Annotated in this window: 22 protein-coding genes and 1 rRNA gene; 11 read left to right on the forward strand and 12 right to left on the reverse strand. The window is 37.0% G+C overall.

Going from position 1 to position 22,448, the window contains the following annotated elements; genetic code table 11:
• Positions 1-115: ribosomal RNA gene (rrf, locus tag I6F65_RS18820) — 5S ribosomal RNA — on the forward strand.
• A gap of 1,127 nt (positions 116-1,242) precedes the next feature.
• Positions 1,243-2,238 carry a fatty acid desaturase gene (locus I6F65_RS18825; protein ID WP_197114367.1) on the forward strand — a complete coding sequence of 332 codons (996 nt, stop codon included), beginning with the start codon at positions 1,243-1,245 and terminating at the stop codon, positions 2,236-2,238.
• Positions 2,239-2,660: 422 nt separating this feature from the next.
• On the opposite strand, the gene I6F65_RS18830 is transcribed toward I6F65_RS18825, so the two are convergent.
• The 8 genes from I6F65_RS18830 to I6F65_RS18865 all read right to left on the reverse strand — a co-directional run bounded on the left by I6F65_RS18830 (position 2,661) and on the right by I6F65_RS18865 (position 10,739).
• Positions 2,661-3,644, reverse strand: a complete 984-nt coding sequence (locus tag I6F65_RS18830; protein ID WP_197114374.1) for a Rieske 2Fe-2S domain-containing protein — start codon at positions 3,642-3,644, stop codon at positions 2,661-2,663.
• The gene (locus tag I6F65_RS18835) at positions 3,641-4,753 is read right to left on the reverse strand and encodes a hypothetical protein (protein ID WP_197114375.1); all 1,113 of its coding nucleotides are present in this window, start codon (positions 4,751-4,753) and stop codon (positions 3,641-3,643) included. The genes I6F65_RS18830 and I6F65_RS18835 overlap by 4 nt, the downstream gene beginning before the upstream one ends.
• On the reverse strand, positions 4,743-5,897 hold the full coding sequence (locus tag I6F65_RS18840) for an ATP-grasp domain-containing protein (protein WP_197114376.1): 1,155 nt from the start codon (positions 5,895-5,897) through the stop codon (positions 4,743-4,745). Before I6F65_RS18840 ends, I6F65_RS18835 begins: the two co-directional genes overlap by 11 nt.
• The gene (locus tag I6F65_RS18845; RefSeq protein ID WP_197114377.1) at positions 5,890-7,176 is read right to left on the reverse strand and encodes a F390 synthetase-related protein; all 1,287 of its coding nucleotides are present in this window, start codon (positions 7,174-7,176) and stop codon (positions 5,890-5,892) included. Before I6F65_RS18845 ends, I6F65_RS18840 begins: the two co-directional genes overlap by 8 nt.
• Positions 7,160-7,993: an MBL fold metallo-hydrolase gene (locus tag I6F65_RS18850; protein ID WP_197114379.1), complete on the reverse strand. Its 834-nt coding sequence runs from the start codon at positions 7,991-7,993 to the stop codon at positions 7,160-7,162. The genes I6F65_RS18845 and I6F65_RS18850 overlap by 17 nt, the downstream gene beginning before the upstream one ends.
• Positions 7,986-8,960, reverse strand: a complete 975-nt coding sequence (locus tag I6F65_RS18855; protein ID WP_197114381.1) for an NAD(P)-dependent oxidoreductase — start codon at positions 8,958-8,960, stop codon at positions 7,986-7,988. The genes I6F65_RS18850 and I6F65_RS18855 overlap by 8 nt, the downstream gene beginning before the upstream one ends.
• A complete protein-coding gene (locus tag I6F65_RS18860; RefSeq protein WP_197114383.1) occupies positions 8,960-9,949 on the reverse strand; it encodes a 3-oxoacyl-[acyl-carrier-protein] synthase III C-terminal domain-containing protein in 990 nt (329 codons plus the stop codon). Before I6F65_RS18860 ends, I6F65_RS18855 begins: the two co-directional genes overlap by 1 nt.
• A gap of 370 nt (positions 9,950-10,319) precedes the next feature.
• Positions 10,320-10,739: a hypothetical protein gene (locus I6F65_RS18865; RefSeq protein WP_197114385.1), complete on the reverse strand. Its 420-nt coding sequence runs from the start codon at positions 10,737-10,739 to the stop codon at positions 10,320-10,322.
• 203 nt (positions 10,740-10,942) lie between these two features.
• Between I6F65_RS18865 and I6F65_RS18870 the strand changes: the two genes are divergently transcribed.
• The 4 genes from I6F65_RS18870 to I6F65_RS18885 all read left to right on the forward strand — a co-directional run bounded on the left by I6F65_RS18870 (position 10,943) and on the right by I6F65_RS18885 (position 13,747).
• Positions 10,943-12,265, forward strand: a complete 1,323-nt coding sequence (locus tag I6F65_RS18870) for a M20 family metallopeptidase (protein ID WP_197114387.1) — start codon at positions 10,943-10,945, stop codon at positions 12,263-12,265.
• Between the two features lie 308 nt (positions 12,266-12,573).
• Complete coding sequence (locus I6F65_RS18875; protein ID WP_197114389.1) at positions 12,574-12,987, forward strand: GFA family protein; 414 nt, start codon at positions 12,574-12,576, stop codon at positions 12,985-12,987.
• A gap of 13 nt (positions 12,988-13,000) precedes the next feature.
• Positions 13,001-13,447: a RidA family protein gene (locus I6F65_RS18880; RefSeq protein WP_197114391.1), complete on the forward strand. Its 447-nt coding sequence runs from the start codon at positions 13,001-13,003 to the stop codon at positions 13,445-13,447.
• A gap of 78 nt (positions 13,448-13,525) precedes the next feature.
• Complete coding sequence (locus I6F65_RS18885) at positions 13,526-13,747, forward strand: hypothetical protein (RefSeq protein WP_024612348.1); 222 nt, start codon at positions 13,526-13,528, stop codon at positions 13,745-13,747.
• On the opposite strand, the gene I6F65_RS18890 is transcribed toward I6F65_RS18885, so the two are convergent.
• Positions 13,727-14,932, reverse strand: coding sequence for an MFS transporter (locus tag I6F65_RS18890; protein WP_024612349.1), 1,206 nt, complete (start codon positions 14,930-14,932; stop codon positions 13,727-13,729). The two genes, I6F65_RS18885 and I6F65_RS18890, sit on opposite strands and share 21 nt — an antisense overlap.
• A 105-nt stretch (positions 14,933-15,037) precedes the next feature.
• On the opposite strand from I6F65_RS18890, the gene I6F65_RS18895 reads away from it, so the two are divergent.
• Positions 15,038-15,829 (forward strand): helix-turn-helix domain-containing protein, encoded by a 792-nt coding sequence (locus I6F65_RS18895; RefSeq protein ID WP_024612350.1) that lies wholly within the window; start codon positions 15,038-15,040, stop codon positions 15,827-15,829.
• Between the two features lie 19 nt (positions 15,830-15,848).
• On the opposite strand, the gene I6F65_RS18900 is transcribed toward I6F65_RS18895, so the two are convergent.
• From I6F65_RS18900 to I6F65_RS18910, 3 genes are all read right to left on the reverse strand, one after another.
• Complete coding sequence (locus I6F65_RS18900) at positions 15,849-17,909, reverse strand: TonB-dependent receptor (protein ID WP_197114392.1); 2,061 nt, start codon at positions 17,907-17,909, stop codon at positions 15,849-15,851.
• A 74-nt stretch (positions 17,910-17,983) separates the two neighbouring features.
• Positions 17,984-18,640: a YoaK family protein gene (locus I6F65_RS18905; RefSeq protein WP_024612351.1), complete on the reverse strand. Its 657-nt coding sequence runs from the start codon at positions 18,638-18,640 to the stop codon at positions 17,984-17,986.
• Between the two features lie 33 nt (positions 18,641-18,673).
• Positions 18,674-19,372: an ABC transporter substrate-binding protein gene (locus I6F65_RS18910; RefSeq protein ID WP_197114394.1), complete on the reverse strand. Its 699-nt coding sequence runs from the start codon at positions 19,370-19,372 to the stop codon at positions 18,674-18,676.
• A gap of 122 nt (positions 19,373-19,494) precedes the next feature.
• On the opposite strand from I6F65_RS18910, the gene I6F65_RS18915 reads away from it, so the two are divergent.
• The 4 genes from I6F65_RS18915 to I6F65_RS18930 all read left to right on the forward strand — a co-directional run bounded on the left by I6F65_RS18915 (position 19,495) and on the right by I6F65_RS18930 (position 21,948).
• A complete protein-coding gene (locus I6F65_RS18915; RefSeq protein ID WP_024612353.1) occupies positions 19,495-19,743 on the forward strand; it encodes a TIGR03643 family protein in 249 nt (82 codons plus the stop codon).
• 76 nt (positions 19,744-19,819) lie between these two features.
• On the forward strand, positions 19,820-20,200 hold the full coding sequence (locus I6F65_RS18920; protein ID WP_197114396.1) for a hypothetical protein: 381 nt from the start codon (positions 19,820-19,822) through the stop codon (positions 20,198-20,200).
• 23 nt (positions 20,201-20,223) lie between these two features.
• Entirely contained in the window at positions 20,224-21,303 is a 1,080-nt protein-coding gene (locus I6F65_RS18925; RefSeq protein ID WP_197114398.1) for an endonuclease/exonuclease/phosphatase family protein, read from the forward strand.
• Positions 21,304-21,519: 216 nt separating this feature from the next.
• Positions 21,520-21,948, forward strand: coding sequence for a hypothetical protein (locus I6F65_RS18930; RefSeq protein WP_197114400.1), 429 nt, complete (start codon positions 21,520-21,522; stop codon positions 21,946-21,948).
• Positions 21,949-22,448: the final 500 nt, after the last annotated feature.

A 22,448-nucleotide genomic window follows, 5' to 3' on the forward strand; every position in this document is an offset into this window, starting at 1 on the left:
CTTGGTGACAATAGCGTTTTGGACCCACCTGATCCCATGCCGAACTCAGTAGTGAAACGAAACAGCGCCGATGATAGTGTAGCATTTGCTATGTGAAAGTAGGACATTACCAGGCTTCAAATTGTAGAAAGCCCGAATCTAACGATTCGGGCTTTTTTACGTCTGCAGAATAGTGAAATGTGGGGGAATAATGCACAACTCGCACCCTACACTCCCATTAATATCCCTTATTTCATTCGACTTCAGCTCATGACCCACTTTAAAGAAGCCCACTTAGCTCACCAGTCTCAGCAATAGCGCGATAATAAGCAGCTTGTGAGAATGATAGTGCGGTATTTACACTGTGGCTCTCCACCGCTTTGGGCACTAAAACATTCTACTGCGCGCACCGACTTCACATTGTAGAGAGCCCGAATCTAACGACTCGGGCTTTTTTACGTCTGCAGAAAAGTAAAATCTGGAGGGAATAACGCACAACTCACACCCTACACTCCCATTAATATGCCTTATTTCATTCGATTTCAGCTCATGACCCACTTTAAAGAAGCCCACTTAGCTCACCAGTCTCAGCAATAGCGCGATAATAAGCAGCTTGAGAGAATGATTATGCTGTATTTATATTGTAACTCTCCACCGCTATGGGCACTAAAACATTCTACTGCGTATGCGTAGCGCACCGACTTTATATTGTAGAAATCTCGAATTTAACGGTTCGGGCTTTTTATATCGATTCGGTTAAATAAGTGGTCTATTTTGAGGTAAGAAAATAGTGTCGACAACAAGGCAAAAATTTCATTATTTAGTTGTTCTATATTAGGCATTTTTAACGCAGTTAGCGTTAGGTTTAATCCCTCAAATTGATTAAGTATTATTGCGGATTGGTATTACTTCTGCAGAAAAGTTAAACGTGGGTAGATGGCAGATAGAATCTACTCTCGTCATCCTCAATTATGCTTATAAATATCTCAATGCAAAAGCCAAGCTGCTTTCTCATGATAGCGTAGTATTTTCACTAATCGCGATAAGTGCGACAGAACTCTACTGCGTAAAGCACTAACTTCACATTTAAAACCCTTCTTAAAGGTTGGCTTTCTCTGTATTTGAAAATAGTTCTTTTTATATTAATAATTAAATAAAGAGGTACAAATAAGGATGAAAAGTAATCTTTTACATTTCGGTTTTTGGCAGCCACATTCGATTAGGGTATGATAGTGCTTAATTGAAATAGTAAATCGGATAACGATGAATCAGTTAAGTGCTAAGCAAAATATTCAAGCAATTGTCAAAGCTATTAAAACAGAGGAAGTATTATTACGTGAAAAGCATCCGTTGCTTGCTCACCAAAATACGCTAGGTCTAGCTATACTATTATTATCGCTAGGGGCTTTGATTGGTGCTGGGGTTTTATATTATTTAGCAATTATACCAGCTTGGGTATGTATTATATTAGCAGCGATTGCTACATCTATTTCTCATGAGCTTGAACACGATCTGATCCATAAACAGTATTTTAGTAACCTACCATTTATGCATAACTTTATGATGTTAACTGTATGGCTAATGCGCCCTAATACAGTAAGCCCATGGTTTAGGCGTAAAATGCATTTACATCATCATAAAACGTCTGGCACTCAACAAGACTTAGAAGAACGTTTAGTTGGCAATGGTATTAAAAATCCTTTTTTACGTGCTGCTGTCATTATGGATGGATTACTAGGGCTTACTATTAACGCTAAGCGTTTTAAAAAAGAAATTGATGGGTTTAGTTTCTTTAAGGTATTTAATGCGGGATTTCCAATAGCCACTTCGTATTTTATTGTTTTGTATAGCGTAATAATCTTTAATATTGCTGATTTATTTATTCCGCTTACGTTAAATTCACCAGAATGGTTATTGAATACAATGAACGTATTTGAGTTTTTGATGGTGGTATTAATTATTCCAAATATTATTCGTTCAAGCTCGCTTAATTTTGTGACTTCAAGTATGCACTATTACGGTGGTGTTAATAATATGCTTGAACAGACTCACGTATTAACGAGCCGTTTGTTTATGCCATTCCACCTTTTTAGTTTCAACTTTGGTAAAACGCATACAATCCATCATTTTGTGCCCAATCAGCCATTTTATTTACGTCAAATGCTGAGTGAAAAAATACTTAAAGTTATGGCTCAACATAACGTACGCTTTAATGATTTTGAGAGTATTAAAAACGCAAATGCATACAACCCTAATTAAAAAATTGATTGCCTAGTTAGCTAACAACTTAATTAATTGCATTATTTTTGTATCTAAACTGATATAAAAATTCATTTATTAAGTTTTAGCTAACGGTATAATTAAATTTAGTAGTGAAGGTACATTAATTTGAATTGAACCACTAACCACTAACCATTTAAAGCTGCTGTGCTTTAAAAAAACTTCGATATACTTTCTTATCTAAGCCTATTTATAGACAGGTAAGCATTTTCTCACTTACATCAGAGAGACTTACTTTATTAATAATTATTACCGCTATTTTATTATCTGCTTTTGCATTTATTGATAACACCAAGTAAGTTAATCAAATATTTGAACTGATTAAGTTTACTTTATGAGGATTAATACTTTGATTCTTTTATTTACTTGCCTACTACTTCGTTTAAAATTTATATATTACGTTAAAGCATAATTTCCAATTTAACATTACATTCTTCAATAGTGCCTTCGTACGTTTTTTCGATATAGCGTCGCATAATATCAGTTTTTCTAACAATAGGTTTAAAGTTGGGATTTTCAGTAAGCGATTTATGCTGCAACTCAAGCACTTTTTTATCTTGATGTAATACTAAAAATTGAAATGGAGCTAAAAGTAATGCTTTTACTATAAAAGGAACTTTCGACTTTTTAAGGTAGGTCCGCAAAATTAATTTACATGCTCCCTCTCTCTCTTCAATAATATAGATTACAACCGACATCTCAATCGCGTTATCTGCAGTAATATATTCAAGTTCAATTATGCCTGGTTGCCTTATTCGACCAATACCTTTGGTAATCTGGCTCCCAAACAAGCGGCTTAAAATACCCGTTTGCTGTCTATCTTCTATATAGCTAGCTTCATAACCATCAATTACATTTTGCACGGTTACAGTGCATCGGTTTTTTAGTTTTGACGATCTGATTATGCCGGTGTGAATAGAGTGAGTATGCAGCGCGTCTAAAAAGTTTTCGGCTATTTCTATTTTATTAGCGTTAATTGTTTTTACTACTGTTGCATGCTCATGAGTAGGGGGAAGCATAGGGGTAAACAGTTCACTACAGCTGAATTTATTGCGACTTAGCCATATTAGCCCATCGTATTCCTTAGCATAGAATAAAGTTAATACTGGGGATGAATAAGACTTAAAGTTAGGATCTCCTGGTACATCAATTAATACGCCTTTATCGTTGAACTGCCAGCCATGATACATGCATTTTATATTTCCTTTTTTAACGCACCCATTCGATAAAGGTACGCCTCTGTGCGGACACGCATCTAAAAATGCACTTATGCCTTGTGATGTACGAAACAATACAACATAACTTTCATCAAAACATACTCTTATAGGTTTTCTTTCTCCTAACTCTTTAGATACTGCAACAGGTAATATTGTTTTGTGTTTCATAATTTGTAACGTTTTACGATAGGGATGAATATATGCTTTAACAGCACTTGTAATACTTGCCAAATCAATCTTCTACCAAATAATAGATGTTTAGAATAGATTGCTGAATATTCAATATAAGGAGTGGCACCACGTAATAATTTAAATTTTGATGCGCCAGAGCTTGCGTTAAAAACGAGGTTTTTGTCTTCTGTATATTGCAGTGTAGATATTACTAATAATCGATATAAACCTAATTTAGTTGGTTTTTTTGTATCATACCCAACGATAGGCAAAGTAACGACTCCATCTATTTCAAATCGTCCGCCAACAGCATCTAAAACCCCATTCTTGTTACGAAAACCTTCAATGTAAAAGTTTGGATGCTCAATAATCATTTCGATATAAGAGTGGGTAAATTTAGGATTATGTTGCGAGTACTTTTCTATATACAGTGCATTATAAAGTTCAACAATTCTGGGTATGTCACTAGGCAATATTTTATTTTGAGGCACATAGCAATAGCCAGTTTTATTTAAAAGCTTTCTATCCATTTTGTAATTATGAGTTTTCGAAAAGTCGTTAATTCTCTTATCAAAAATATATACTTGGCGTGTGGGTATAAGCTCAAAGCCCAGCTCTAAAAAGTACTCAATTAAATTTCTATTCGTGTAATAGTTTAAAGAGCGATACATTAATAAATGTGTAGGGTAGTTAGCTACTAGCGTTTTTTTTGATTCATTAATATGTGTTTTTTTTAACGATGCAGGAAATAGATTGGTAGAAAGCAGCCAATTATTAACCTGACAAATTTTATTTATTTTTGACCTTTTTAAAATGATATCAAAAATGTAAATTAGCCCATTTACAGCGTATTGAATAAAAATCGAATCGACTTTTTCTAGCTCTTCTTTGCAATAAGGTACTAATGCAGTGTAAGGAGAGCAAACATAACTATTTTGATAATCAGAGTCGTTAATTGTTATCGGTAATGCAAGGCTACTTGATACGCTTAGCTCATCCATTTTTGTTACAACATTACTAATATGGCATAAATACGGGTTGTTAAAACTTGAAATATAATGGCTAACAGCTTGTTTTGAATAAAGGGGAGGCGTTTTATTGATCATCAAAGTCTTCTCCATCCCATTCTATATCAAACGTAGAAGCCGCTCTTAGTGATGTGAGTGTTTTAATAGATATGGTTATAATTTCAAATAATGAAAGCAATGAAAATAAAATAAATGAACGATCGTTTTTTACTGATATAACATCAGTCGCTGCTTGATAATCGCTTTTCCATTGTTTGAATTGCGCGTTCTTTAAAGCGATAGGCAAACCAATTAATAACATGGCAAGTGTGATCATTTTAGGTGTTTTAAATTCATTTTCACACGTAGGTGTATGTCTTTTCTCCAAAAAGGCAGACGATAAAGAGTTTGCTGATAGTAAGTGCAGCCCACTAGTTGCCCGAGGGTTGCATTCTAATAGATAAATATTTTGTGCATTCTCAATTACATCAAAACTTATTTGTCCTGTAATATTATTTTTTTTACAAAATGCTTTTATTGCCACCGAAATTTTTTTATTAATAACAGGCGTAAAATAAATACCCGCTCCCATTTTTACCTTGTGCTTTGAGGTATAGATACTATCAAATAAAACGACACCATTATTAGCGATAGCGTAAGAGCTATATTCAATGCCTTTAACTTTATTTTGAATAATAAATTGCTGTTCTAATTGCTTATCAACAAGGGTTAGCACGTCACAAAAATTAGGCTCAATTAATACGCCAGTACCAAACCTACAAAACTCTTTTTTAATTACTTGCTCCTTGTAGATTTTTTTAGCTAATAAAGCTGCACCACTTAATATTTTAGTATTTGGGTTGCTGAATCCTGTATTTTTAGCTGCACAATAAATAGCGTGCTTACTATGTAACTTTTTTATTAAATTAAAATCAGGGCAAAAAATAGTACTGTGAGGTTCTAAGTCGGGTTTAACTGCCGAAATATAAAATACTTCTTCGCATGTTGGTATTACTACGTCGATATTATATTGTTTTAAAATAGATTTTATGTCGTTTTTAAATAGCAGCAGTGACGCTTTTGGAGCCGTAATACGAAATGTTTTTTTTACACATTTTGAGTACTTAGCAAGTGGGAATGCTAAAGAGTCAACCATGTAAATAATGTGTCCATCACGAAATAAGTTTCTAGCTAACTCCAAAGCGACAGGGGCTCTAGCACCGGTAATTAAAAAGTTAGCCATTACACAACCTCACTACTCTGCGTTGCTTTTCCATACCTACTTTGAGTGGTATTGCTTTAAAGGTATATTCTGGCGATATTACTGATAACCGTAGGCAAAGATTATCTAAACCTTGAGTAATATTATTAATTATTTTTGGTTTTAATGGATGAATCTCAATGAGTACTTTATTTTTATCTGTTTGTGTAAGCTTGTAATGTTCAATCTCATCGGAGCTAGAAATAATAGTATTACGAATATAGTCAGAAAACACATCGACGTCGGCACCTGTAATCCCTTTAAACTTTAGTACATCATCACAACGCCCTTCAATATTTTTGATTCGGGTCATTGCAGAGCCGCATTCACAAGGTGTAGTGTCTTCAATTAATACGTCATCAAGTAAGTATCTAACAACCGGTTGTGTTGTCCTTCTTAAATCCGTCACTATGGGACTAAAGCGACCTGTTGATTTATCAAGCCATTGTTTTTCAATTATGCAGGTGTCTTCATTTAAGTGTAAATTACCAGCGGAGCAACTCGCGGCTAAAAAACCTTCTGTGCATTGGTATATTTGTTCTACCTTAATATTAAAGCGTTGCTCAATAATTTGCCTGTCTTCATGCTCAAGTACTTCTGCAACGGCTATTACTCTGCTTGGTGAAATACGGGTAGGGCTTTGTGCAATTCGTCTTAATACACTGCCTGGGGCTATTAAAAGTGTCGGAGAAAAATTATTAAGTTCATCAATGTTTGCGCTAATGCCATTTATTAAATCAAAAAATTGAAAGCTAATCATTAATCCATTAGCACTTTGATACAAGTTATTATTAGCTCTTAAAAAAAATGCAACGCGGTGTTTTTTAATCGATAAAGGCAACATTTTACCAATAATATATCCAACCCATTGCGCTTGTTCTTGCTCACTAACTACAAATAAGCCTCTGTTACCACTAGTACCCGACGATAATCCGACGCTAAATCCTTTGTATTCCGGCTTAAAGTTTCGAGAACGCTCTGATTGAATAGCGATATTTAATGCATCTTTTTTTACCAATTCTTGTGTATTAATCGTATCAAAGTTATTCATATGAATAGCTTTATTAATAACAGGAAACTGAGCTAAATTATCTGTTGAATATAATGAGTAAAAACTCGATTTAACGAGCACATTGCGTCGAAAAGCGTTAAATGCTTTTAATTGCATTTTATCAATTTTTTCTCGAGATAAATGCTTCCCTCTTTTTGCTAATAAGTACCCTTTTAAAAAAGCGAGTAGCCTTTTAACTTTGTTGATCACGGCAATACTCTTTAAATGAAAGCTCACAATGAGAAGGGATTATTTTTATATCTTTGCTATTACCGTAAAGCTGCCCTAAAGAATCAAGTGTTTCAATATACGCTTTGCGGCTATCCATAATTAAATAAGCTAATGGGTTGGGGTATAAGCTTTTCTCGTATGCATCTTTTGTCCAAGCAGCATCGCCTACCAAAAAGGTGCCTGCTTTTGTACCAGTACAAAATAATCCATAATGTCCTGCAGCATGACCTGGCAGATTTATCGCAAATAAAGACCCATCATTAAAAATATCAAAACCACTGTGAAATGGGCGCAGCTTTTGAGTTAATGCAGTTGGTTTTAAATCTTCAATAAAAGAGCAGCGTTTATGAAAATCAGTAGGAATTAATTTTTTTAAATAACCCTTAATTAAACCACTTAACTTTCCTAGTTTCATAATTTCGGTAAATGCGACCTTAGAACAAATAAACTTAGCATCTGGGAAGTCTAATAACCCCGCAATATGATCAGCGTGGAAATGCGAGATAAAAATATATTTTATGTCTGAAGGATGTATTCCGTTACTAATTAATTGTTCGGTTAATTGCTCTTTGCAGCCTAGTTTCATCGGTGTAAGTATACTGTAAGCCTTTTCGGGGAAGCGTTTTGTTACACTGCTAAAGCGTTTAGCATAGCCTGTATCAAATAATATAAGCCCCTTTGTAGGGTGCCTTATTAAGCCAATATGCGCCGGAAACTTCATTTTACTTAAATTGCAATTGCCAAGCACCATCGCTTCGGGGTGCCAACAATGGCCCACTTTATATAACTCAAGCACGGTCAGCCTCCCATTTTAGGTAATTATCTACAGCATCTTCAATTGAATAAGACGGCTTATATCCAAGCCTGCTTTTTGCTTTATCAATATTTAATACCTGAGTGTGAGCCAATAAACCAATGCCGTACATTGTTAATCTTGGTTCACTTTTGTTCATTAATTTTGCATTTTTTTCGAGTAACCATGCAGCTGCAAAAATTAACTTATAGGGTAATTTTATATATTTAACTTTTTTATTTTTAAGTGCTAGGTTAAGTAAATCTTTTACTCTCATGGGCTGGTCGTTCGAAATATTAAAAATTTCACCATTTAAATTATCTACAGTTGCACACAATATTAAGGCTTTAACAACATTCTTAACGTAGGTTACATCAACAATGGCTTCGCCGTTATTAAGTAGCGGAAAATAGCCATTTTTTGCAACGCGAAGCAAGCGTGGCATTATTGATTCATCACCATCACCAACGATCCCTCTTGGTCTTACTACAACAACATTAACTTTATTTTTTGCTTTTAAAACGACTTGTTCACCAAGGTATTTTGTTTTTGCATAATCGTTGGCAAAACAGCGAGCAACAGGGTGATTTTCACTAATGTTTACTTCATTTTTATATTCAAAATAAACACTCGTTGATGAAACATACACTAACTTTTTAATATTATACTTTTCGCAGCACGTAATTATATTTTTAGTGCCTTGCACATTAACATTATAAAAATCTGTGTATTTCCCCCAAACCGATGATAAAGCCGCGCAGTGAAAAACCACATCGGCATTTTCAAACACTACATCTAAGCTTTTGCTATCTGCAATGTCTACGGATCTATATTCAAGATTGGTTGATGAGGTGTTGGTTATATGCGAAATGTTTCTAGCTAAAACAATTACCTGCCAATTTAATGCCGTAAGTGCTTTAACTAAGTGGCTTCCTAAAAAACCGGTACCGCCAGTTATAATCGCTTTCATTAAAGCTCCATAATAAGCCCGCCAAGGCTTAACCCTGCAGACGTGCCAATTATTAATACTTTGTCGCCACTTTTAACCGCTCGATGTTTAAATAGCTCATTCATTGCAGTGGGAATAGATGCCGCTATTTGATTTCCTCTTTCGCTCAAAATATTAATTAATTTATGCTCTGGCACACCTAAGCGCTTTTTTAAATGCTCTAATGCTAAGTTACTTGCCTGATGTGGGACTATCCAATCTATATCGTTTAATTCAACATTTGCTTTACCCAGCAGCTTATTTAAAAATGCAGGCATAACTTTTGCTGTTAAGCGATATGCAATTTTTCCATGCATTTCAAATAAACCGTATTTTTTATAATCTTCGTCAATAATTTTACTCGGGTGATACGTACTGCCACCACCACGAATTTGGCACGACTCATAACCTTCACTATGGGTTTCAAAGTGGCTACCTAGCACTCTTTGGCTTGTGTTACTCGATTGCCCAATGATGATAGCTGCGGCACCATCACCAAACATTCCGCCAACTTCGGAGTCATTCCAATCTATACCAACAGACGCTATTTCGGATGAAACTAATAAAATGTTTTTATACGTCGCGTTTTGAATTAAAGCATTAGCAACATTTATTGCAGCAACAGCACTGAGGCAAGTCATATTAATGTCGAACGTGGGAATGGGGGCTTTTAAACCAAGTAACCGATGAAGATTAGCGCCATTATAGGGAATGGCTTGCTCCATAGTTCCAGAGGCTGAAATGATGCAATCAATATCAGTCAAATCAAAATTAGCATGTGTGAGTGCTTCTTTAACGGCTTTAACGCCAAGCTCGCCCGCAGTTTCGTTACTTGAATAACGCCTTTGCTTTATACCTGTTCTTATTTCGGTTGTACCTAGCGGTTCACCCCGAAAAGTGTCAATTTCGCAAGAGCTCACAATTCTACTTGGGTTAGCGATCCCAATTCCTTTTATCGTTACACCAATCATATTTTACTCATTACAGGTTCGTGCAATAAGTGCTTACCTACAGATTGAGCACTTAGCTATCACTTAAAAAATACATTGTGACTATAAAACAATGACAAAGCACGATACCAGATTTATACATTAAATAAAGTGGGTTAAAACAGCTCTGTGTTTGAAGGCATATCATTGCGTAATAAAATAAATTGAAAAATCGAGATGCGAAAATGAGATTACAACAGAGTTATATAAATTATCATTTAGGTGTTAATAACTACGCAGGGTAAAGGACTTAAAATTATTTGAATTTAAGAGGAAATATAGAAATATAAAGTTTTAATAACAATGAGATAAAGCGATAACAGTGTTATCGCTTTATAAATTTATCTACTAACTACCTACCTGCGACTTCTTTTTGTCCTTTAAACCATTTGTAGGTATCTGGGTAATCAAATACTAAAGATACAAAATTTGTAATAAATAGTGCCCATAAAAAAGCACTATAAATCCCATCGCTTAAAGGCAGCGCACTGTAAATAACCCCCAGCATTATTGTCCATGGCAATAAATGCGGTAAAGCCATCAATCTCGAAAAGCCTCGGTTATAAATCATTACAAATAAATTAGGCAGTAAGCCCGCGTAAGCAAGGCATGTTATTAATAAACCAGAAGTGTTGTTAATAAAGTAAAGGGTAAGCATATTAATAGGTGCAAGCCATAACCCTACCCAAATTTTCACCCAATTAGGTAATGTTAAAAATGATTGCCAAATATCAATTAATAAACTGTTTTTTTTAGCTGGTGATGAAGGCATTAATAATTCCAATAAATAATACAGTAGTTCAAATAGCTATTTATAGTGCGATTATAAAGAGGTTTGGCTGAACATACTTGAAAAGTAGAAAAGTTAATATTTTTCTTAATGAGAATCTCAATTTACTTTTTTAATTTGTACGCATATATTAAAAATACAAAAGTCGTTGTTGGCTTAATTACAATAAAAATAAAGGATGGAACATGAAACGCTCATTAATTTCACTCGCAATAGGATTCGCCGCACTTAATACTTTCAACGCAAACGCAAACGCAAACGCAAACGCAAACGCAAACGCAAACTTAGACCAGCAAGTAAAAAGCGTGGAGCAGCAAGTTATAAAGTGGCGACGCGATTTTCATCAAAATCCAGAGCTTGGCAATCGCGAAACGCGTACCGCCGGTATAGTCGCTAAACATTTAAAAGCACTCGGTATGCAAGTACAAACCGACATTGCTTATACTGGTGTTGTTGGTATTTTAAAAGGCGGTAAACCAGGTCCAACCGTTATGTTACGCGCCGATATGGATGCACTTCCAGTAACCGAAAAAGCCGATGTAGAATTTAAATCAATCAAAACGACTAATTATCGCGGCGTTGATGTAGGTGTTATGCATGCGTGTGGGCACGATACCCACGTAGCTATGTTAATGGGCGCCGCAGAAGTACTTGCCAATATGAAAGACGAATTACATGGCAACGTTATGTTTGTTTTTCAACCGGCAGAAGAGGGCGCACCACAAGGGGAGGAAGGTGGTGCTGAGCTTATGCTAAAAGAGGGAATATTTAAAAAATATAAACCCGATGCTGCATTTGGTCTACATATAACGTCAGGTCTGCACAGCGGGCAAATTGGCTATCGAAGTGGCCCAGCAATGGCTAGCGCTGATAGTTTTGAAATTACTGTGCATGGACGTCAAGCGCATGGCTCTGCACCTTGGACAGGGGTTGATCCTATTGCAGCCGCTGCGCAAATAGTAACGGGCGTAAACCATATTGTAAGTCGTCAAATTAATATCACTAAAGAGCCGGCAATTATCTCATTTGGAAAAATAGCTGGTGGTGTTCGTAATAATATTATTCCTGAAGAAGTTGAAATGGTAGGCACTATTCGTAACTTTGATATGGACAATCGCGCGCAAATATTTGAAAAAATTAAAACTACAGCAACACATATCGCTAAATCATCAGGTGCTACAGCTGATGTACATATTCACGAAGGCTACCCTGTAACAGTTAACAACCCAGAGTTAACAGCAAAAATGCTACCAACCTTAGAGAGGGCAGCAGGTGAGAATAACGTAATCGAAATGGATAAAATAACGGGCGCAGAAGACTTCTCGTTTTATGCACTTGAAATACCAAGTGTATTTGTATTTTTAGGCGGTACTCCTGCTGAACAAGACTTAGCAACCGTTGCAAGTAACCACTCTCCGTATTTTTATGCCGACGAATCATCATTTAAAGTAGGAACCAAAGCGCTTAGCTTATTAGCTATTGACTATCTAAACACCCATAAAAAATAGTTTTAATGCACCACGTTACGCATTAGCCTAACGTGGTATTGCTGTTTTATTTAAAAGGTTTCATCATGTTTTTAGCGGCTGCTCAAATTTTAAAAACATTATAAGGCATTAAAAAACCAACCGAAGATATAAAGAAGCGGTAAATATTTTTATAAATTATTAAAAATAATGAATCGTTATTACCGGTCTTTATATCCTGATTACAATCTTTGTAAGTGCCTGTGGCTCAAATACGCAGCAATTTACATTAAAATCATTCAGAATATTTAAAGTATATTTAATCTTCATAAGCATTAAGGATCTAAATAGTGAAAATTACAGGAAGCTGCTACTGCGGCGATATAAAATACCAAGCTAAAACACAAAATAATAATGCACTAGTGTGTCATTGTAGCGATTGCCAACGTATGTCGAGCGGTCCTTTTAGAGCCGTTATAATTGCAGAACCAGATAGTGTTGTGTTTACCCATGGTGAGCCTAAAGAGTATGTAAAAACGGCGCAAAGCGGTAACAAGCGCGCTCAAGGTTTTTGCGGTAATTGTGGTACAACACTTTATGCTACAAATGCAGAAAAAGAAGGTCGTGTTTATGGGCTACGTATTGGTGCGGTAGATCAGCGCGATGAGTTTAAACCGTCTGCGCAAATTTGGTCTCAATCAACGCTTACATGGTTAAATAATTTACACGAAGTTCCTGCCTTTGAAACCACACCACAAAAGTAAAGTGAATCAAATAATGAACACACTGATAAAAATAGTTTTTATAGGAAGTTCGCTAATCACCTGCAATGCTTTTGCAACATCGAGTAATGTCGAATTTTTAAATGCAGGCGAAGCGAACCCTAACTTACCATTTTCGCAAATAGTAAAATCTGGTAATACACTTTATATGTCAGGGCAAATAGGTATAAACCCTGCAACAGGTAAGTTGGCTACAGGCGGTTTTGAAGGTGAGACTAAGCAAACGCTTGAAAATATTAAACGTACTTTAAAGCAGCATAACTACAGTATGAGTAATATAGTTAAGTGTACGGTTATGCTAACTGATATAAACGACTTTAAAGCGTTTAATGCTATTTATACCCAGTATTTTAATGCGCCGTATCCTGCTCGTAGTGCTTTTGCTGTTAATGCGTTAGCGCTTGATTCGTTAGTAGAAGTTGAGTGTATAGGCGCACTTTAAATTTAAAAGTGAGTTTTTCTGAAATTTTATTAGTTAAACGGCTGTCTATTTGAATAGTTACACAACAGAGGAAAGATCATGTGTAGTTCACCAAAAAGCAGCCGTGCAGTAAATAAAACAGTAATAAATTTTAATGACGAGTTAACGCAAGAGCAACGTTTACGTTTTGCTGCAAAAGCTAATTTAGCGCAAGAGCGTCGTGAGCAGCGCGAAGCGACGAATAAACGCTATGAGCAAAAGCACGCGAGTAGTAAACCTTCATCTGGTTTATTTTCATGGTTACAACAACTCGTTAGCTGATTTAGCCAAAGTGGTATTTTTACCACTGCCTAAACCGCATAATGCACACAATACTCCAGCAATAGCGCATAACCACAATGGCGCACTCCAGCTTCCCGTAGTTGTGTGTAATGCACCAGCCAGCATAGGTCCAATTGCTGCAAGTAAATACCCTACACTTTGCGACATGCCCGAAAGCGAAGCCGCTTGTTGCGAATCATCGGTTCGTAAACTAATAAACGACAGCCCCAATATAAAACACGCTCCAGAGCAAAAACCCAGCATTAAGGTCCATACAAAGGCAAAGTTAGGCATGTAAAGTAGCCCCAACGCACTGAGTGCACTCAGCATGGCTAAAATAAAGCTAAGCGCGCTTTGATCTTTTAATCTGGCAAGTAGCGGAATTAATATTAAACCAGGCAATGCAGTCGCTATTTGAAAAGCACCATGATAAGCACCCGCTTGGGTAGCTGAGTGACCGGTTTCGGTTAATATGCTTGGTAACCACGTAATAATTATATAATTTAAAAAAGAGTTTAAACCCAGTAATAAGGTAATTTGCCATGCTAGTAAATAACGCCATACACTTTTAGAAGTGTCAGATTGCTGAGCAATATTCGCAGGTTTTGTATGCTTACTTAATTGCGACATCCATACAATAATACTCGCCAAGGTAATAATGGCTGATGAACCCAGTGCAAGCTGCCATCCTAACCCGTTTAGTTGGCTAAGGGGGAATACTAAAGTAGAAAACCCACCCGATACAACGCCCATAGTAAGCACGTAGGCAGAGGTCATTAACGCAATCTTAGCAGGAAAGTCGCGCTTAATTAGGCTTGGTAATAATACGTTTGCTATAGCAATACCTACACCAATAATAGCGGTGCCTACAAAAAGCATGGCTGAGGTATTTATTACCCGCGCCGCAACCCCTGCAAGTATAAATAACAAAGCTACAAACAAGGTGCGCTCTAGCCCTTGCTTTTTAGCAAGAGTTGCAGCCATTGGCGATACAACCGCAAAGGCAATGAGTGGTAATGTTGTTAAAAACCCAGCTTGTGATGCGCTAAGCCCAAAGTGATTAATAATTTGTTCAAGCACAGGTGCAATACCTGTAAATGTGGCACGTAAATTTGCAGCAATAAGTAATATGCCAAGCACAAGTAATATGCCAGCAAAGCGTGATTTGGGTGTGTTATTTAACAAAAAAGATGCCATTAAAGCTAATATTTAATGGGCGCTAGTATAAAGGCTTAGCAAAAACTATAATTTAGAGATAATGACATTAAATAACTAAAAACAGACAAAACTATGTTTGATGCAATTGGTTGGGACGACATTAAAAATTTTGAAACTATGGCGCAGCCCATAATAGCCAAAATAGAGCACGCCCATGCAAGTCACGAAATCCCTCTGCACACTCATCCAAAAGGGCAGTTAATTTTAGCGCTGCATGGTTATGTAACATGTGAAGTGTCGGCAAAAATATGGATGGTGCCTACGCACAGTGCAATTTGGATCCCAGCAAAAAAGGTGCATAGTAATAGGGCGTCTGATAACGCGCAGCTTTGCCATTTATTTATTGATAGTAGTAAAAGCGGTATGCCACTAAATACCTGTACGTTAGCCATTACGCCGCTGGTTAAAGAGCTAATGTGTGAGTTGGCTGCGCATAATCAGCACTATGCTTTAAATAGTAAAACTGCACGTTTAGCGCAGGTGTTGTTTGATCAACTTATCGATATGCCCGTACAGCCTCTTGATTTTGTATTATCTAAAAACGAGGTAATTCAAATAATGAGCGATCAGTTAATAAACATGCCAAACAATCGAAAAACACTACCACAATGGGCTAAGCAGTTTGCATTAACTGAGCGCACATTAGCGCGGTTAATTAAAAAAGAAACCGGTATGACATTTGGAAAGTGGCGTACGCAATTGCATATAATTACAGCCTTAAAGGCGCTTTCTGATAAGCAAAGTGTGCAGCAGGTGTCGGAGTTACTTGGGTATGAGTCGGTGAGTGCATTTATTACTATGTTTAAAAAAGTGATGAAAAAGTCGCCCATGAAATACATGAGCGACTTAAATCAGTTAAATTAGCTTAGTCCTTAAATAAGCACTACCACGTATAAGTTGCCGAAAGCATGGCGTTACGAGGTTTGCCAGGAAAGTACCTGTCGCCGGTAAAACTGGTGTAATCGGCGCGCTCTGCATAAGCCTCATTGGTTAAATTAATAATGCGGGCAAGCACTTCAAGATTACTAGTAACTTGCCACTGTGCGCGCAAGCTTAAAACATCATGCCCTTGGTATTTATTTAAGTTTTCTGGGTCGGTGTAGTAGTTACCAACACGATGCCATTGCAAAGCAAGTTGTGTATTGCTGAGTGCTTGCCATGTTAAATCAAGATTAGCAATATTGCGCGGCGCGGTATCTATGTCGTTGCCATTTATATTTAAACCATTAAGTACTTGGTTGTTAGTATAAGTATGCTTTGCGTGAGTGCCAGCAAAGTTAAGCGCAAGCGACTGCGTTAGCTGGTAGTCAAATTCAAGTTCAATACCACGATGGCGAGAGCTGCCATTATTTACCGTAAAAAAGTCACTATCGCGGTAAATTGTGTTGTGTTTACTCATAGCGTAAACCGACACGCCATAACGTAGCTTTTCGTAAATTCCTTTAATACCTAGCTCTGCATTATTAGCTATTTCGGCGCTTAAATTTGCAGTAGTTTGCTCGCGTTGTAATTGGTATAGCTCAGCCGCTTGTGGCGCTCTGTAACCGCGAGAAAAGTTCGCATAAAGCGTGTTATTTGTATTGTACTGATAACTTACGCCAAGCTTTGGCGATAAATTACTAAAACTATTTTTAGCGCTTGCTGGGCGACTGTATCGGCAGCCACCAAATCCACATTCTGTGCCATCGTCTTTTGTTCTACCAGCTAGCATATTATTGGTGTAGTCGTACTGCATATGCTCGTAGCGTACACCTGCAGTAAGTAACCATTTATTTAATTGCCAATCAATAGATGCAAAAGGCGCATAAAGCGTCGCGTTTACATCGTAATCGTAATGTTTACCTTGTGGCACTGTAGCAACTAAAAATGCAGAGCCCTGAGTTGGCTCACTTTGGCTTTGAGTAAAGTCGGCTTGCGTGTATTCGCCATCAAGCCCTAGGTTTACTTTTACATTACTTTGTAAATTATGTTGATAAAGCGATTGCACACCAAAGCCGGTTTGGCTGTTTTTTTCAAGCGGTGTGCCGGGTAAAAAGTGCTTAAAAAAGTCCATGTTTTGGTCACGAAAATATAACGTAGTGGAGAGCACATCATCGTTATTTAATTGCCATGTTGCGTTGCTCCATGCTCTAAATGCACGTGCTTTTCTAAATGCGTCAGGGTCAAAGTTTTTTTGCGCTAGGTCTTCGTTTTTATAGCTTTCAAAGCCTGTAATAAATCCTGCAGTTTGCTGATCTAGGTTTGTGTAAGTAAGGCCAGAGGTAAGTAATAAATTATTATTTGAATAGCGATGGCGAATATTAACTTTTTGTTGTTTTACGCTTTCGTCGTCGCGGTAACCGCTATCGTCGGTAACACTTGCGTTAATGCCTATACCGCTGTTGCCGTAATCTTGTCCTGCGCGTAATTTGTAGCGAGTATAGCCGTACGAGCCATAGTCTAAACCAACTAAACCACCGCCTTGAGTAGTGTCGGGTGTTATTACATTAATAACACCATGCACAGCGTTTGAACCATAAAGCGCAGAACCAGGACCTTTTAGCACTTCAATGCGCTGCGCCATTTCGCTGTGCGCTTCAAATAGCTCGTTTATGTTACAAAACCCTGCGGCTCTCAGTGGTATGCCATCTTCTAGAGTAAGTATACCGCCGCAGGCTCCCGCGCCCGAAAGCACTTGTGAGCGAAGGGCGGGTAAATACTCTTGACCATTTCCGCGTTGAATATTAGCACCTGCTACACGTTGCAGGGCTTCTTCAATATGTGTAGGCGCAATGCTATTTAGCTGCGCTTGCGTTAGTGTACTTATTGATAAAGGCAGTGGGGTCGACAACGCTTCAATACGTGATGCCGTAGTTGTTATGGTTTCTATTGCATCATTATTTTGATTGTTGGCAAACGCAGTGTGGCTAAAGGGTAATAACAGCGGCAAAAAATAAGGTTTCATACATTCCTTGAAAGTGATCTATATTGCATTGCCTCTATAATATGCGGTTTTTATGTGCTTTTAAACTCGTTGCGTTAAAGCGTACGTAACCTATATATTTTGTATATAAAAGATAATACAAAGCACGCAGCCGCCGGAAATAATAACGCGAGCACTAAAAAATACTTAAATAAAATATAACCAACAATTCCACCTAATAAAAAGCCGCTAATAATGAGTAAAAATATAACGCACTTACGAGTATCAAATTGCTCACCTTTTAATGCTTTGCCAATCATTAAACCAAGGTCGGTAAAAATACCCGTTAAGTGTGTGGTACGAACAACTGCGCCACTGTAATTAGTCGCTAGCGCATTTTGTAAACCACATGCGGCAGAGGCTAAAACAATCCCATAAACAAATGTGTTTTTTAGTAAATAGGCACTCGCCAGTAGTAGCAGTCCTTCAATAAACAGTAAGGTGTCGTAATGACGACCAAGTTTTAATGAGCCACCAGAGAGCAATAAGCCCGACAGTGCAGAGCCCAACATAAAGCTAATTATTATTGAGAGTAGCAACAAGGCTGTGCTGGTATTTGTTATTGTTTTAATACCAAGCAAAGTAACTGAGCCCGATACATGCGAAATAGCCTGATGTTCAAATCCTAATAAGCCTACCGCGTTAACGATGCCCGCTATAAATGCGAGTGTGAAAGCGCCGTATTCAACCCATTTTGGTAGTTTTTTAAACATGCGTTATTCCGTAAGTATTAATAGCTTATAAATTTAGTTATTTTTATGCTGTTGAGCTTTAAAGCGCTTTATTTGTTCATCAACTAATTTTGTATCAATTAAACCATGCTTAAAAGCAATGTAAGTAGGAAATGTAAACTCATTTAATTGCCGAGAATAAATATTCTTATATTCTTTTGAGTACCATAAACCTGCTTGATAGTTAGTTATCGCGTATTCAACACGGTTTTTTTCTAGTAGACCAAAGGTATCTTTTGTTGAGAGCGAGTGAATAAAATTATTATCATTAAGATTATATTTTGTAGCAATAATCTCAGGAACATCAACACCGCGTAGCATAGCTATTGTAGCGTGTGATAAATCGTCGGTGTGTAGTTTATCGTTGTTTAAAGTAAATAAACCATACTTAGTGGTATGCAAAGGTTCACTGGTAAAATCTAAATATTTTGCACGTTCTTGATTATTAGCCAAGGAGAAATAGCAATCGTAATAGTCTAGCGTCATTTCTTTTTTTACGCGTGCCCAAGGTAAGTGAACAACGTCAATTTTTAAGTTTAAATTACGCTCAATAAACGTTAAGTATTCAATATCTAAACCCGTAAATGTATCGGTTTTTTCATCATATATAGTAAAAGGCGGGTAGTGAGTTGTTACGCAGCGCAGAGTTTTGCTTGGATCAGCAAGTAATAACGAGGAAAAATTTAAAGCTAAAAAAAGTAATATTATACGCATAATTATAAATCTAATTCCCTTTGAGTTTGTAACCTGAATGCTAATTATACAGCTACTGGGCTTAATTGTATTGATCTAAGTATTTTTACCTAGCGTATAAGTTAAATTTTGTGAGATACACCATGTTTAACCCAGAGCAGCAGTCCCGCATTATTGAAATGGCGTGGGAAGATAGAACCCCTTACGAGGCAATAGAGCAGTTATACGGATTAAAGTATCCGCAGCTGGTGGTTTTTATGCGAGACAACGTTTCTAAAGGCAGTTTTAAAGTTTGGCGTAAGCGACACGCAGGTCGAAAAACAAAACATTTAAAACTGCGAGACCCCGCAATTATGCGAAGCCACTGCAAAACACAATATAAACAACGTTAAGTAGGTATTGGTTGTTTCATACGATGTTCAGCCATGTTTGTTAATCTTTAGTTATTAACTACATTAGAGATTATTTATGAGAACACCTATATATACGGGATTGGTAGCATTGGCTTTATTTTCAATAAGCGCAGATGCAAATCCACATAAAGATAAGCATAGTAATAAGCACAGTAATAAGCACAGTAATAAGCACAGTAATAAGCACAGTAATAAGCACAACGATAATGACTACCTTTCTAAAAAAGAAGCAAAGCAGTTAATTCGCGCAGGTTGGACTCCACCAGGGCTAAGTAAAAGTTACCACAAGGGCGACTTTTTAGAACGTGATATATATAAACGAGGTAGAGTGATTGAACGCTCTAAAGCGAATGGTACAGTAAGTATTGAAATAGACCGTACAATAATTCACATGGTGCACGATACCCGACAAATACTTTCAATATTAAGTCGCTAAATTAACTTTATAAGGATATTAAAATGCTCATTGCGCTGGCTATAATTATTGGCTTTTTTTTACTGGTTACCTTGTTACCAATGTCGTACAGCCAACACTACTTAGTGCGTAGCTGCGACTTTGTGCGCTTACAAGTATTTTATATTGCCAGTTTTGTAGCCGTTACTTCGTTGTTTTTATTATGGAAAAGTAGCGAAATAGGTTATGTATTTATAGCCTTAACCTCATTACTTATAATGGTTTTACAAGGTAAATGGATTTACCCGTATACGTGGCTTGCTAAAAAAGAAGTGCAAAGCGCACCTAAGCATATAGATCATAGCGTACGAATTATGTCGGCAAATGTACTCATGTCGAACCACAAAAGTGAGCAGTTAATTAGCTTGGTTAACGAGCACCAACCAGACCTACTTATCACGCTTGAGAGCGATAGCTGGTGGGAAAATAAATTATCAGTCATTAAAAAAAATTACCCGTATTACATAGAATGCCCTAAAGATAATCGCTACGGCATGCATTTATACAGTAAGTTTAAAATACTTGATGCACAAATATGTGAGCTGATAGAGGAAGATATTCCCTCAATTCATATTTTGTTCGAAAACGACGACGGTCTGCAAATGCAAGGGCACTTTATTCATCCTGCACCGCCAAGCCCAACGGAAGAAGACTCGTCGCGTCCGCGCGACTCAGAGCTAATTATGGTGGCTAAAGCACTTAAAAATCCAACTCGTCCTACCATAGTTGCCGGTGACTTAAACGACGTAGCATGGTCGCGTAGCACGCGTTTATTTATGCAAATTAGCGGCTTATTAGACCCACGAAAAGGTCGCGGTTTTTACAATACATTTCATGCAAGTTACTTTTTTATGCGCTGGCCGCTCGATCACTTATTTCACAGCGAAGGCTTTAAAGTAAAGCGTATTAAGCGCCTAGCTAAATATGGGTCTGATCACTTTGCACTCCTTACTGAGCTTTCTTTTGAGAATGCCAATCAGCAGTCATTAGAAACTAAATCGGCAGAGCATAAGCAAGAAGAAATCCAAGAGCTTGCAATGAGTAAAGCAGATAAGCAAAAAGTACCGAGGTTTGAGAAGAAGTGATAGCTGCTAGTTCTAACTATTCGCCAATAAGTCTTAACTTGCACTAGCTCAGACCTTAACTGTCAGGTGTTTGACTAATAATATTTAATCAAACCTGACAGTCTCATAAGTGCCATGAGCAGACATCGAAGATTCTTAATGTGTGAAGTCAAGGTTTGACCACTACACTGCTAATCTGAGCTTGAAAACACTTAAATGTGCTGAAGGTGAGTAATCATGAAATTTATTCTTTGTCTTTTTATCTGTTGTGTATTTTTTATTAGCGGCTGTTCTAGTAACAATTCAAATCAAAGCCAAGTATTAGTACTCCCTTATTCTGCTTTCGGTCCTCCCTCAATGAGTGGCTCGTTGTTGGGTGTAGAATGGTTTCAGTGGCAATCTCATGGAGACTCAAGGCCAAGAAAGTATGATGTAAATATTGTAGTTTATCGTGATAGTTCGTTTGAGGAAGTTAAGAGTCAGTATCCTATTTCTGAAAAAAATGAAATCGATTATAGGTATGTAACTTATGTAGACTCAATTACTTACTTTGATGAAAATATAAGTAATGTTGTGATTATGGAGCAAGAAGGTTATCCCATGGGAACACTTCCTGATAGATTAAAAGCAACCAAAGCACAAATAATAGATAAGTTAGGTGATTGAATCAATTAAGTTATCTGAACTGGCAACATAACCTTATTAAGTTATTATTTAATGCACAACTTAACCGTGTTTGTGTTGAGTTCAAATTTATAAGCAAGCTTGTTTTAATCTTGTAAGTAACGTGAAATTTGTTCATACAAGTGAGCAGACCACCTTAAATAGCAGAAACTCTAAAGAGTAAGGCTGCTTTGTGCCAGTAGCTGCCTTTCCGGTTTAACTCATTTCAGCCCATTTTCTTGTTAACGAACTGATTCTTAGTGGTTCAACCATGTTTCAATTGACTTACTTTTTCTAATGTCTGTAATGTAAGCCTTAGCTTTATAATAACCCAAGGATTCCACAGTGCTAAACAAAAATATCGAAGTTCTAGGCGATAAAATTGATACGGCATGTGATAACAAAGATGCCTCAGAGCTAGAGCAATTGTATGGATAATAAACCCATCAAATTATTATTTATAACCAAGTTCGGGTAATGTGAGACCCAGGCTTTAGCAGCAA

The sequence above is a fragment of the Pseudoalteromonas sp. SWXJZ94C genome, from assembly GCF_015864385.1.
Taxonomy (GTDB): Bacteria; Pseudomonadota; Gammaproteobacteria; order Enterobacterales; family Alteromonadaceae; genus Pseudoalteromonas.

Coding starts and splice junctions, on each gene's coding strand:
- I6F65_RS18825 (WP_197114367.1), top strand. CDS start 1,243: ATGAATCAGTTAAGTGCTAAGCAAAATATTCAAGCAATTGTCAAAGCT.
- I6F65_RS18830 (WP_197114374.1), bottom strand. CDS start 3,644: ATGAAACACAAAACAATATTACCTGTTGCAGTATCTAAAGAGTTAGGA.
- I6F65_RS18835 (WP_197114375.1), bottom strand. CDS start 4,753: ATGATCAATAAAACGCCTCCCCTTTATTCAAAACAAGCTGTTAGCCAT.
- I6F65_RS18840 (WP_197114376.1), bottom strand. CDS start 5,897: ATGGCTAACTTTTTAATTACCGGTGCTAGAGCCCCTGTCGCTTTGGAG.
- I6F65_RS18855 (WP_197114381.1), bottom strand. CDS start 8,960: ATGAAAGCGATTATAACTGGCGGTACCGGTTTTTTAGGAAGCCACTTA.
- I6F65_RS18860 (WP_197114383.1), bottom strand. CDS start 9,949: ATGATTGGTGTAACGATAAAAGGAATTGGGATCGCTAACCCAAGTAGA.
- I6F65_RS18865 (WP_197114385.1), bottom strand. CDS start 10,739: ATGCCTTCATCACCAGCTAAAAAAAACAGTTTATTAATTGATATTTGG.
- I6F65_RS18870 (WP_197114387.1), top strand. CDS start 10,943: ATGAAACGCTCATTAATTTCACTCGCAATAGGATTCGCCGCACTTAAT.
- I6F65_RS18880 (WP_197114391.1), top strand. CDS start 13,001: ATGAACACACTGATAAAAATAGTTTTTATAGGAAGTTCGCTAATCACC.
- I6F65_RS18885 (WP_024612348.1), top strand. CDS start 13,526: ATGTGTAGTTCACCAAAAAGCAGCCGTGCAGTAAATAAAACAGTAATA.
- I6F65_RS18895 (WP_024612350.1), top strand. CDS start 15,038: ATGTTTGATGCAATTGGTTGGGACGACATTAAAAATTTTGAAACTATG.
- I6F65_RS18900 (WP_197114392.1), bottom strand. CDS start 17,909: ATGAAACCTTATTTTTTGCCGCTGTTATTACCCTTTAGCCACACTGCG.
- I6F65_RS18905 (WP_024612351.1), bottom strand. CDS start 18,640: ATGTTTAAAAAACTACCAAAATGGGTTGAATACGGCGCTTTCACACTC.
- I6F65_RS18910 (WP_197114394.1), bottom strand. CDS start 19,372: ATGCGTATAATATTACTTTTTTTAGCTTTAAATTTTTCCTCGTTATTA.
- I6F65_RS18915 (WP_024612353.1), top strand. CDS start 19,495: ATGTTTAACCCAGAGCAGCAGTCCCGCATTATTGAAATGGCGTGGGAA.
- I6F65_RS18920 (WP_197114396.1), top strand. CDS start 19,820: ATGAGAACACCTATATATACGGGATTGGTAGCATTGGCTTTATTTTCA.
- I6F65_RS18925 (WP_197114398.1), top strand. CDS start 20,224: ATGCTCATTGCGCTGGCTATAATTATTGGCTTTTTTTTACTGGTTACC.
- I6F65_RS18930 (WP_197114400.1), top strand. CDS start 21,520: ATGAAATTTATTCTTTGTCTTTTTATCTGTTGTGTATTTTTTATTAGC.